The sequence below is a fragment of the Paenibacillus sp. UNC496MF genome (assembly GCF_900113915.1).
GTDB lineage: Bacteria > Bacillota > Bacilli > Paenibacillales > Paenibacillaceae > Paenibacillus_Z > Paenibacillus_Z artemisiicola.
Map to the genome: position 1 here is coordinate 204,669 of NZ_FORE01000012.1, position 12,132 is coordinate 216,800.

Annotated in this window: 11 protein-coding genes; all 11 read left to right on the forward strand. The window is 64.6% G+C overall.

What is annotated here, in order from left to right; all coding sequences use genetic code 11:
• The first annotated feature begins 79 nt into the window (after positions 1-79).
• The 11 genes from BMZ79_RS22245 (at position 80) to BMZ79_RS22295 (ending at position 12,015) form a co-directional block, all read left to right on the forward strand.
• Positions 80-835: an ABC transporter permease gene (locus tag BMZ79_RS22245; RefSeq protein WP_090644429.1), complete on the forward strand. Its 756-nt coding sequence runs from the start codon at positions 80-82 to the stop codon at positions 833-835.
• A gap of 6 nt (positions 836-841) precedes the next feature.
• Entirely contained in the window at positions 842-1,684 is an 843-nt protein-coding gene (locus BMZ79_RS22250; RefSeq protein WP_090644018.1) for an ABC transporter permease, read from the forward strand.
• Positions 1,681-2,754, forward strand: a complete 1,074-nt coding sequence (locus tag BMZ79_RS22255) for an ABC transporter substrate-binding protein (RefSeq protein ID WP_090644021.1) — start codon at positions 1,681-1,683, stop codon at positions 2,752-2,754. The genes BMZ79_RS22250 and BMZ79_RS22255 overlap by 4 nt, the downstream gene beginning before the upstream one ends.
• 193 nt (positions 2,755-2,947) lie before the next feature.
• Complete coding sequence (locus BMZ79_RS22260; protein WP_090644025.1) at positions 2,948-3,415, forward strand: acyl-CoA thioesterase; 468 nt, start codon at positions 2,948-2,950, stop codon at positions 3,413-3,415.
• A gap of 6 nt (positions 3,416-3,421) precedes the next feature.
• On the forward strand, positions 3,422-4,666 hold the full coding sequence (gene fabF, locus BMZ79_RS22265; protein WP_090644026.1) for a beta-ketoacyl-ACP synthase II: 1,245 nt from the start codon (positions 3,422-3,424) through the stop codon (positions 4,664-4,666).
• Positions 4,667-4,714: 48 nt separating this feature from the next.
• Entirely contained in the window at positions 4,715-6,391 is a 1,677-nt protein-coding gene (locus BMZ79_RS22270) for a class I adenylate-forming enzyme family protein (RefSeq protein ID WP_256252989.1), read from the forward strand.
• A gap of 939 nt (positions 6,392-7,330) precedes the next feature.
• Positions 7,331-7,936, forward strand: a complete 606-nt coding sequence (locus tag BMZ79_RS22275) for a YfjL-like protein (RefSeq protein WP_090644029.1) — start codon at positions 7,331-7,333, stop codon at positions 7,934-7,936.
• Between the two features lie 105 nt (positions 7,937-8,041).
• A complete protein-coding gene (locus tag BMZ79_RS22280; RefSeq protein ID WP_090644032.1) occupies positions 8,042-9,529 on the forward strand; it encodes an alpha-N-arabinofuranosidase in 1,488 nt (495 codons plus the stop codon).
• Positions 9,530-9,534: 5 nt separating this feature from the next.
• The gene (locus tag BMZ79_RS22285; protein ID WP_177222273.1) at positions 9,535-9,813 is read left to right on the forward strand and encodes a hypothetical protein; all 279 of its coding nucleotides are present in this window, start codon (positions 9,535-9,537) and stop codon (positions 9,811-9,813) included.
• A 211-nt stretch (positions 9,814-10,024) separates the two neighbouring features.
• Positions 10,025-11,029: an acrylyl-CoA reductase family protein gene (locus BMZ79_RS22290; protein ID WP_177222283.1), complete on the forward strand. Its 1,005-nt coding sequence runs from the start codon at positions 10,025-10,027 to the stop codon at positions 11,027-11,029.
• A 134-nt stretch (positions 11,030-11,163) separates the two neighbouring features.
• On the forward strand, positions 11,164-12,015 hold the full coding sequence (locus tag BMZ79_RS22295; RefSeq protein WP_090644037.1) for a protein phosphatase 2C domain-containing protein: 852 nt from the start codon (positions 11,164-11,166) through the stop codon (positions 12,013-12,015).
• Positions 12,016-12,132 lie beyond the last annotated feature (117 nt).

Sequence of the window (12,132 nt, forward strand, 5' to 3'; positions counted from 1 at the left end):
GGCGGCGGCGGAAACGCGGGCGCAAGGCGCCGCGGCGTCCCGCGCGCGCAATGTCTACCTTGTCCCGTACCTGCTCTGGATGCTGCTGTTCGTCTTCGCGCCGATCGCGCTGATCGTCTACGATTCGCTGTTCGACGTGGAGGGCGCCTTCACGTTCTCGAACTACGCTCATTTCTTCACGCCCGTCTACATGCGGATGACGTTCAGCTCGTTCTGGTACGCCTTCCTCATCACGGCGTTCTCGCTGCTCGTCGGCTATCCGGCGGCGTACCTGCTCACCAGAACGAAGCACAAGCAGCTGTGGGTGCTGCTGCTGATTCTGCCGAGCTGGATCAACCTGCTGCTCAAAACGTACGCGTTCATCGGGCTGTTCGGCACGTACGGCGCGGCGAACGCGATTTTGGAGACGCTCGGCATCGGGCGGCAACAAATTTTGTTCACGGATTTCAGCTTCGTGTTCGTGTCGGTCTATATTTTCATCCCGTTCATGATTCTGCCCGTGTTCAACGCGCTCGAGGAACTGAACCCGTCGCTGCTCGACGCCTCGCGCGATCTCGGCGCTTCGACGTGGACGACGTTCCGGCGCGTCGTGTTCCCGCTCACGCTGAGCGGCGTGAAGTCCGGCTGCCAGGCGGTGTTCATCCCGGCGCTGTCGCTCTTCATGATCACGCGGCTCATCGCGGGCAGCCGGGTCATCACGCTCGGCACGGCGATCGAGCAGCATTTTCTCGTGACGCAGGACTGGGGCATGGGGGCGACGATCGCGGTCTTTCTCATCATCGCGATGGCGGTCATCATGCTGCTGACCGGCAACCGCGTCCGGACGAGGAGGTAACGGGCCATGCGGAATCCCTTCAACCGGAGATTCAAACCGTCCAACCTGTATCTGTGGTTCGTGTTCCTCGTCCTGTACGCGCCGATTCTGTACTTGGGCTACTACTCCTTCAACAGCGGGGAGACGATGCACGGCTTCGAAGGCTTCGCCTGGCACTGGTACCGGGAGGTGTTCGCGGACGCGCGGCTGCTCGTCATCGTGCTGAACACGGTCGTCATCGCGCTGTTCTCGTCGGCGATCTCGACGATTCTCGGCGTCATCGGCGCCATCGCGATTCACCGGACGCGCCGGGTGCGGCGGCAGAACGCGCTGCTGTCGCTGAACAACGTGCTGATCGTCAGCCCGGACGTCATCATCGGCGCGTCGTTCCTAATCTTCTTCACGATGCTCGGCATCAAGCTCGGCTTCGCGTCCGTGCTCATCTCGCACATCGCGTTCAGCGTGCCGATCGTCGTCATCATGGTGCTGCCGCGGCTGAAGGAAATGAGCCCGACGCTGCTCGACGCCGCCCGCGACCTCGGCGCGACGGAATGGGACGTGCTGACGAAGGTCGTGCTGCCGGTCATCAAGTCGGGCATCTTCGCCGGCTTCTTCATGGCGCTGACCTACTCGCTCGACGATTTCGCGGTGACGTTCTTCGTCACGGGCAATGGCTTCACGACGTTGTCTGTCGAGATCTATTCGAGAGCTAGACAAGGCGTGTCGCTGTCCATCAATGCGCTGTCGACGCTTATCTTCCTGTTCACGCTGGCGCTCGTCGTCGGCTACTACTTCATCAGCCGCCGCGGGCAAGCGGGGGCGGCCGGCCGGCGCGGCCGGAACGCGGAATGGGGGCTGCCGAACAAATGAACCAGCTGCTGCGCATGCTGATCCTCGTGGTCGCGCTCGGTTTCGCGCTCCTGTACGGCGCTTCGGCGCTCAATTCGTCCCAAGGCTTCTCCGGCGCGAACACGCTGACGATCTACAACTGGGGCGATTACATCGACCCCGGCCTGATCGCCGAATTCGAGAAGGAATCCGGGCTCAAGGTCATCTACCAGACGTTCGACTCCAACGAGGCGATGATGACCAAGATCGAGCAGGGCGGCACGACCTTCGACGTCAGCGTGCCTTCCGAATACGCGATCGACAAGATGAAGCAAGAGCATCTGCTGCTGCCGATCGACAAGTCGAAGCTGCCCAATCTGAAATACGTCGACCCGCGGTTCATGAACCTGCCGTTCGATCCGAACAACGAATATTCCATCCCGTACTTCTGGGGCACGGTCGGCATCGTCTACAATTCGGACATGCTCGGCGGGCGGACGTTCAAGAGCTGGAACGACCTGTGGGACAAAGGCCTGCGCAACCAGATTCTGCTCGTCGACGGCGCGCGCGAGGTGATCGGCTTCGGGCTGAACAGCCTGCATGACTCGCTGAACGACACGGACGAGGACCATCTCCAGCAGGCGAAGGCGAAGCTCGGCGAGCTGACGCCGAACGTGAAGGCGATCGTCGGCGACGAGATCAAGATGCTGCTCGCGAACGAGGAAGCGGCGGTCGGGGTCGTTTGGTCCGGGGACGCTTCGGAAATCATGGACGCCAACGACAAGCTCGACTACGTCGTGCCGGAGGAAGGCTCCAACCTGTGGTTCGACAACATGGTCATCCCGAAGACGGCCAGGAACGTCGAAGGCGCGCACGCGTTCATCAACTTCATGCTCGATCCGAAGCATGCCGCGCAGAACGCCGAGTACGTCGGCTACGCCACGCCGAACAAAGGCGCCATGGGGTATTTGCCGGAGGATATCTCGGGGGACAAGCGGTTTTACCCGGATCCGGAGCTGACCTCCAAGCTGGAGGTTTACCGGAATCTAGGGAAGAAGATGCTGTCGCACTACAACGAGCTGTTCCTGGAGTTTAAGATGCATAAAAAGTAAGACACTATAAAAAATTTAGGACGATGGCAGGATTCCGCGATCCGCCTGCGAATTAGGTAAATAGGACGGGCAAAAAGCGCTTTGTGCGCTTTTTTGTCGTCCTTCCGGACGATTCGGCCGGCGCGCGGGCGCTTGAACGGCCGATCGGACGGGCAAGCTGGTAAGGATTACATCTTAGATCGGAGGGCATGGCATGACCGAATTCCGTCCTGATTACGTGTACGACATGACGGTGACTTGGGGGGACTGCGACGCAGCCGGAATCTCCTATTACGCCAAGACGTTCGACTGGTTCACGAATGCGCGCATGCAGCTGATGGCGGAGCATGGGTTTCCCTATATGGACGTTTTTCATCGCGCGGGCATCTCGCTCGTCTGCCTGAAGGCGGACTGCGTCTACAAAAAAATGCTGAAGCCCGAGGAGCGGATCGCGGTGCACGCGTCCTTGACGGAGCTGACGCGTGCCCGGCTCGCGTTCGGGTACCGCGTCTTCAAGCGGGACGGCACGCTGGCGGCGGAGGGCGCCACGGCGCACGCGTACGTCGGCGACGACGGCGCCCCGTTCAACCTGAAGCGGCGCCATCCGCGGCTGTGGGATCGACTGACGGCCAACTGGCCGGCCATGGGCGAAGCGGACGCCCGGGCGGAGAAGGGACAGTGACGTAGGATGACAGGCAATCAAGCACGCATTGCCGTGACGGGCATGGGAGCCGTCACGCCGCTCGGCATCGGCGTCGGCGCGTATTGGAAGGGCCTGAAGGAAGGCCGCAGCGGCATCGGCGCCATCGAGCGCTTCGACGCGGAGAAGCTTCCGGTCCGGATCGCGGCCGAGGTGAAGCCGTTCGACCCGGCCGACTACATGCCGCGCAAGCTGGCGCAGCAGACCGATATTTTCATGCAGTTCGCGCTGATCGCCGCCGAGGAGGCGCTGGCGCAGAGCCGCATCCAGGCGCGGCCGGAACGGGTCGCCGTCGTGCTCGGCACCGCGCTCGCGGGCATCTTCACGGCGACGCAGGCGCAGGAGGCGGCCACGCGGAGCGGCAGCTACCGGGTGAGCCCGCATCTCGTGACCAAGATGCTCGGCAACATCGCGGCCGCGCATATCGGGATTACGCATGATTTTCGCGGGCCGGGCTACACGCTGAACACGGCCTGCTCCTCGGGCGCGGACGCGATCGGCCTCGGCGCCATGCTGCTGCGGTCGGGACAAGCCGACGCCGTGGTGGCCGTGGGCGCGGAGTCGATCCTGTGCGCCCTCATGGACGCGGGCCTCGCGGCCAGCCGCGCGCTGTCGACGCGCAACGCGGATCCGGCGCGGGCGAGCCGGCCGTTCGACCTGAACCGCGACGGCTTCGTCATGGGCGAGGGCGGCGGCGCGGTCGTGCTGGAGACGCTGGCGTCCGCGGAACGCCGGGGCGCGGCCGTCTTCGCCGAGCTGCTCGGCTACGCGAACACGACGGACGCGTACCACGTCACGTCGTCCGAACCGAACGGCCGCGGCGAGATCGACTGCATGCGGCTCGCGCTCGAACGCGCCGGGCTGACGCCGGCGGACATCGATTACGTCAGCGCGCACGGCACGTCCACGCCGCTCGGCGACCGCATCGAGACGAAGGCGCTCAAGACCGTGTTCGGCGAGCGCGCCGGCGGCGTGCCCGTCAGCTCAATCAAGGGCGCGACCGGGCATCTGATGGGCGCCGGCGGCGTGACGGAGCTGATCGCCTGCATCCAGGCGATCCGCGAAGGCGTGCTGCCGCCGACGCTGAACTACGAGACCCCCGATCCGGAATGCGATTTGGACTATGTGCCGAACGCGGCGCGGCAGGCGACCGTGCGGCGCGCGATGTCCAATTCCTTCGGCTTCGGCGGGCAAAACGCTTCCTTGATCGTCGGGGCGTACGACGGACGATAGGCGGGGACGATCGCCAATCATATGCGTTATCGAAAGGGTGTAGGAGACATGGACCGCATGGAGATGGAGCACGATTTAACCTACGACGTAGGGATGTTCAAGGAGACGTTCGAGCATTCGTTTACGTATTTGAACGGATTTATGCGCAATACCCGCCGGTTCGGGAATCGTCCCGCGCTGACGGACCCGCTGCGGGGGCTTCGGTGGACGTACGCGGAGCTGAACCGCGAGGCGAACCGGTTCGCCCACGCGCTCTTGGCGGACGGCGTCGGACGGGGCGAGGTCGTCACGTACCAGCTGCCGAACTCGGCCGAGTTCGTTTTCAGCTTCTTGGCTCCGCAGAAGATCGGCGCGATCAACAATCCGATCAATTTCCGCCTCTCCCCGGGGGAGACGGCGTTCATCCTCGACGACAGCAAGCCGGCGGTGTTCGTCTACGACGGCGAGTTTCGCGAGACGGCGCTGCAGGCGCTCGCCATGGCCGAGCACCGGCCGAAGCGGGTCGTCATGGCGGATTTTACCGGGCAGAACGAGGCGCCGGAGGGCCACGTGACGTATGCGGACTATGTCCGGGACCGTTCCGAGGACGATCCGCCGCTCGCGCCGAAGCACATCTACGAGGAAAATACGCGGCTGTACACGTCCGGCACGACGGGGCAGCCGAAGGGCGTGCCGCTCAATAACGTGAACGACGTGCTGTCGGCCCACGACGTCGCAATGCATTTCCCGCTGACGCCGATGGACCGGACGATGAACATGAGCCCGTGGTTCCACCGCGGCGGCCTGCACTCCGGGGGCCCGAACCCGACGCTGTTCGTCGGGGGCGAGGTCGTGATCATGCGCCACTTCAACCCGAAGACCGTGCTGGAGTACATCCCGGACTACGGGCTGACGTTCGTGATCGGCGCGCCGCCGATGCTGAAGATGCTGTACCAGCAGCAGCTGAAGCATCCGGCCGACCTGAGCGGGCTGAAGGGCATCGTCACGATGGGGGCGCCGCTCGAGAAGGAAGACTGCATCCGGTACCAGCAGACGCTGACGCCGAATATTTTCAACGGCTACGGCACGACGGAGGCGTTCTGGAACACGTTCCTGCGCCCGTTCGACCTGCCGGACATGGCCGGCACGGCGGGCCGCTCCTGCACGGACGACGACGTGGCGGTGGTGAAGATTTATCCCGACCGCAAAGCGGAGCCGGACGACGTCGTCGCGCGGGACGGCAAGGAGGTCGGCGAGATCATCGTGCGGTCCGTCGGCAAGACGGCGTACACGTACGTCAACAAGGAAGCCGAGAGCCGCAAGGTGTTCTATAAAGGCTGGATCTATATCGGCGACATGGGCACGTGGGACGAGAACGAATTCGTCACGGTCGTCGGCCGCAAGAACGACATGATCCTCTCCTCCGGCGAGAACATCCATCCGGTCCAGGTCGAGGAAATCCTGAACCAGCATCCGAAGGTGCAGGAAGCGGTCGTCGTCGGCGTGCCGGACGAGCTGCGCGGCGAATCCGTCGTCGCGTACGTCATCAAGTCGGACCCGTCGCTGACGGCGAAGGAGCTCGGCAAGTACTGCAGCGAGCACCTCATGCTGGCCACGTACAAGCGGCCGCGCTTCTACCGGTTCATCGACGAGCTGCCGTACACGGCCACGGGCAAGAAGAAGCATTTCGAGGTCCGCGCGATGGCGGTCGAGGATCAGAAGCAGGGGTTGTTCGAGCGGGTGTAGGGCGGAGACCTCGGTTTGGGCGGCGGTCGGGGCGATGGCTAGGGCGAAGCAGGCGTCCATCGGCGACGGCCGGGTCGATGGCCGAGGGGAAGCGGCCGCCCCGCGGTGGCGGTGGGGCGACCGTGGAGACGGAACGGGCGTTCCGAGCCGGTGATCGGGCGACAGACAAGGCGAAGCGACCGTCTCGCGCCAATCGATCGGGGGATGGCAAGTCGAAGCGGCTCTCCCGCGCCGTGCGGTCAGCGGTTAGTACGGAAAGCAGCCTCAATAACATTTCATGGCGCTCCCGAAGCCGATTAATTGGCTTTGGGGGTGCCTTTTTTTGAGCGGTGGACGGGTTTTCGCCGAGCAGCGACCGTGCCGCCTTCGGCGTTCGACCTTCGCGACGGCGGGTTGTCAGGTTTGGAGCTCGCCAACATGAAGGTTTGCGGACAGGCGGATGGCTGGTCGATTCGCCAGCCTGCCGAACCGTCGGACCAACGGGCAAGCACCGGCGCCGCGTGCCGGGCAAACGGCCGCCTGCGCCACGGCGGGGCAAGGCGGCTCCGCGCCGCACACGGGCCGATCCCGATGGGCAAGCCCAGCCCACGGCGCCCCGCATCAGGCGAGCCGCTGTCGCCTCTCGCGACGACGAGCCCCGGCCACTCCCGTCGTGCCGCCACGGGAGGGCCCATCCTCTGTCGCCCCCGGCTCCGGCCGCGCCGCCATCCCGTAAGGCCCGCCGCCCGGCGCCGCTCTCCGGAGCGGCTTTTTGGCGTGCCGCAAGTCCCGTGCGGGTGCCAGCAAAAATAGGGACTTGGTAGAACAGGCAAATAAACTTACACTACTTTTATAGGATCGGGCAAGAAATGAGGCGGCAGGATGGACGTATTGCGAAAGAATCTAGTAAGAATCATCCTAATTTTAGTAATTATTGGAATTGTAGTACTTGTTTGGAAATTGGTCTTTTTCCTGAAGGGCAGCGGGGATCCGATCGAAAAATATGTGTTCCGGCGCGACGTGGTCCGTTATTTGAACGCGACGTATCCGCAGGCGGACTTCCATGTGGAGGCCATCGAATACGGGATCCAGGAGGGCGACTATTGGGCGGCCGTCCGTCCCGAAGGGAATGCGGGGATCCGGTTCGAGGTCCGCAGGAAGGCGGGCGGCGGGCTGGCGGACGATTATTTGGGCGCGACGTGGGAGCGCGAGACGAAGCAAGCGTGCGAGGCGGCGCTCTTCAAGCTCTTCCCGGGGTCGGACTGCTTCCCCGAGATCGTCTTCACGGAGCAAGCCGAGGCGGGCGGCCCGCTCCTGCACGCGCTGCCTTTCCCGCCTTACCGCTACGACCCGTCCGTCATCGCGTCCGGTTCGCGATTTGGCATCTACGTCGGGCCTGGCCCCGAGGAGCGAAGCGTCGAAGACAGCGGGGACGCGCTCCTGGCGCTGGTCGGGGCCTTGGCCCGCTATCGCCTGGATTTGGACATTACGCTCGGCCGAACCGACGTGACGATCCGGCAGCGGGATTTCGCGAAGATTTTGTCGGACCGCAAGCTGATTTATTAGGCGAAAGCATTGAAAAACGGCGCGACATGAGGTTTAATGAGAACGGGAGTTAATGTTTTGTTTATTGATTAACAAAATTATTAATCATGGAGGCTGACAACATTCATGACCAATCGCGCCGTCATTAACGCCGATCGTCCGATCGGCACCATCAACCGCAACGTATACGGGCATTTCGCCGAGCATCTCGGACGCTGCATCTACGAAGGCATTTGGGTCGGCGAGGATTCCGCGATTCCGAACACGAAGGGCATCCGCAACGACGTATTGCAAGCGCTTCAAGGACTGAACATCCCGGTGCTGCGCTGGCCCGGGGGCTGCTTCGCCGACGAATACCACTGGAAGGACGGCATCGGTCCCCGCGCGTCCCGCAAGCGGATGGTCAACACGCATTGGGGCGGGGTCGTCGAAAACAACCATTTCGGCACGCACGAATTCATGCTGCTCTGCGAGCTGCTCGGCTGCGAGCCGTACATCAACGGCAACCTCGGCAGCGGCACGGTGCAGGAAATGCAGGAATGGGTGGAGTACCTGACGTTCGGCGGCGAATCGCCGATGGCGTCGCTTCGCGCGGAGAACGGCCGGGCGCAGCCGTGGAAAGTCGCGTATTTCGGCGTGGGCAACGAGAATTGGGGCTGCGGCGGCAACATGCGCCCGGAATATTACGCCGACGAATACCGGCGCTACCAGACGTACGTGCGCAATTACGGCGACAACCGGATCTTCCGGATCGCGTGCGGCGCGAGCGATTTCGACTTCGCATGGACGGACGTGCTCATGCGCGAAGCAGGACGCTTCATGGACGGGCTGACGCTTCACTATTATACGATTCCCGGCGTTTGGGCGGAGAAAGGGTCGGCTACGGACTTCGGCGCGGAGGCCTGGTTCGGCACGCTGCGCAAGGCGCTCGTCATGGACGAGCTGATCGGGAAGCACAAGACGATCATGGACCGGTACGATCCCGCCAAGCGCATCAGCTTGATCGTCGACGAATGGGGCACCTGGTACGACGTCGAACCGGGCACGAATCCGGGCTTCCTCTATCAGCAAAACACGATGCGGGACGCGCTCGTCGCCGCCGCGACGCTGCATATTTTCCACAAGCACGCCGACCGCGTCCGGATGGCGAACATCGCCCAGACGGTCAACGTGCTGCAGGCCGTCGTCCTGACGGAGGGCGACCGGATGGCGCTGACGCCGACCTATCACGTCTTCGACATGTTCAAGGCGCATCACGACGCGGAGCTGCTGGATCTGGACTTCGCGGCCGCGCCGTACACGGTCGGCGGCGTCTCCATCCCGCAGACGAGCGTATCCGCTTCCCGCGGCAAGGACGGCGCGCTGCACGTCAGCTTGTGCAACCTCAGCCACGACGAAGCGGCCGCGCTGTCGCTCGAGCTGCGGGGACTGTCCGCCCCGGACGCCCCGATCGCCGGCACGCTGCTGCAGGGCGACGCGCTGAACGCGCACAATACGCCGGAGCAGCCGGACCGCGTGCGTCCGGTGCCGTTCGCGGGCGCGGAACGCGGAGCCGATGGCACGATTCGCGTGACGCTGCCCGCCGCTTCCGTCGCGATGCTGCGGATCGGGTAAGGCGCATGCCGGCGACAAGGGCGGGGGAGCGGGAGCTCTGCAAAGGCTGCGGCGCCTCCGTGCATGCGACCGAGGAGCAGATCGAGCGGGTGCTCGGCAAGCTGGCGCTGCATCCCGGCGACTGCGTCGACGACGGGCGATACGGCGCGAGGCTGGATCAGTGCGCCTCTTGTCCGTCGCTGCAGTACGGCACGACCTGCGCCCACTGCGGCTGTTTCGTCCGCGTCCGGGCCAAGCTGGCGGCGAAGGATTGTCCGCGGCCCGGCGGCTCGTTATGGGGATAAGCGCACGAATCTGCCGTCCCGTCGCCTTCCTGGCGGCGGGGCGGTTTTTTGATTCGCGTCCAATTGCGGATGGCGGTACCGGATGGCGGTACCATTGCGGTATTTTGTAATCGCGCCCGGTAGCGGTATGCTTAGGGGAGCGCTATTCGATTCGAAAGCGAAAGCGAAAGCAAAAGCGAAGGCAAGAGAAGGGAAGGGTTCTGCCATGGAGATGAAGACGTTCAAAGCGGTCGTAGTCGATAAGCAGGACGACCGGTTCGAGATCGGCGTCCGCGAGCTGCGTCTCTCGGACTTGCCCGAAGGGGACGTGACGATCCGCGTCGCCTACTCCGGCATCAATTACAAGGACGGCTTGGCGGCCACGCCGGGGGGACGCGTCCTGCGCGCCTATCCGATGATTCCGGGCATCGATCTGGCGGGTACGGTCGTCGCTTCGTCGCATCCGCGCTGGCGCGAAGGCGACGAAGTCGTCGCGACCGGTTACGAGCTCGGCACCGGCCGTTTCGGCGGCTACAGCGAGTACGCCCGCGTGCCGGGCGACTGGCTGACGGCCCGGCCGCCGGGCCTGTCGCTTCGCGAAGCGATGCTCGTCGGCACGGCCGGCTTTACCGCCGCGCTGTCGCTGCATCGGCTCGAAGCGAACGGCCTTGCGCCCGGCGCGGGCCCGGTGCTCGTGCTGGGCGCCACGGGCGGGGTCGGAAGTCATGCGGTCGCGATGCTGGCCCGCGCGGGGTACGACGTGACCGCCAGCACGGGCAAGGCGTCCGAGCACGACTACTTGCGTCTGCTCGGGGCGCGCGACGTTATCGGGCGCGAGGCGCTCCAGGCGCCGGAAGGGGAGCGCAAACCGCTTCGCGCCGAGCGGTGGGCGGCGGCGGTCGATCCCGTCGGCGGCTCTTCGCTGCCGTACGTGCTGAGCACGATCCGCTACGGCGGTTCCGTCGCGCTGAGCGGACTGACGGGCGGCGGCGAGTTCCCCGCGACGGTATTCCCGTTCATTCTGCGCGGCGTCAACCTGCTCGGGATCGATTCCGTGCTATGTCCCGCGCCGCTGCGCGAGGCGCTGTGGCGGCGCATCGGCACCGACTGGAAGCCGGAGCGGCTGGAGTCGATGGAGGCGGACGAGCTTGCGCTCGACCGGCTGCCCGAGGCGCTGCCCGCGATATTGAAGGGCGGCGTGAGAGGCCGAACGATCGTCAAGGTCGCGCGGGATTAAGGTACCGGACGGGATCGGGTCGTACCCTGCCGTCCCTGTTCCGGCCGGCACCGCGGCTTGCCAAGCCGGCGGAAGCCGGCTTAAGCTGGAACGAGAACGCGCGGCTTGGCGCCGCAACGAGGAGGAATCGGAACATGCGCATTACGGTGGAAACGATCCAGGGCGTCGGGGCCTGGAACGAGGACGCGGTCGTCCGCGAGGAGCGCCTCGGGCTGTTCGGCGTGCTCGACGGGGCGACGTCGCTCGCCCCTTACCGAGGACCGGGCGGGGAGACCGGCGGGTATTTGGCCGCGCGGCATGCGGCGGAAGCGTGCCGAAGCGATGAGCTCGCCGGCGCGAGCTTGCACGAGCTGTTGACGTTCGCGAACGCGCGGCTGCGGACGGCGATGGCGGAGGCCGGCATTTCGCCGGACGTGCCGGAAGCGCTCTGGAGCGCCTGCGCCGCGATCGTGCGCGTCGGGCCGACTTGGATCGAATACGCGCAGCTCGGGGACTGCATGATCGCCGTCTATTACGAAGACGGCACCATCCGCATCCTGACGCATGACCAGCTGGCGCACGTGGACGACCGGACGAAGGCCGTCTGGCTGCAGGGCGTCCAAGCGGGTCTTCGCACGAAAGCGGAGCTGTGGGACCATACGAAGGGCCAAATCATCGCCGGCCGCGCTCTCGCGAATCGCCGGGGCGGCTACGGCTCGCTGAACGGCGATCCCGCGTGCGCGGATTTCGTGGAAACCGGCCGGATCAGCACCTCCAACGTCGCCGCGCTGCTGCTGTTCACGGACGGCCTGTACATGCCGAAGCCGCCGGGCGAATCGGACAAAGACAGCGCCATCGAGATCGCGGCGCTCGTCCGGGAGAAGGGCTTGCGTCCGTACATGAATTGGGTCGCGGAGCTCGAAGAAACCGACCCGGACTGCACGCGATTCCCGCGGGTGAAGAAGTCCGACGACAAAACGGCCGTTTGGATCTCGCTCGCCCCTTAGCACCCTTGCATGACCGCTTCGCGCATGTCGCCCAGCCGCCTCCTGAACGGAGCGCGGCGGGCGGTTTTTTTTGTTATGGAACCTATGTCTTGCGCTTTCGATTTCAGCGAAGGAAGT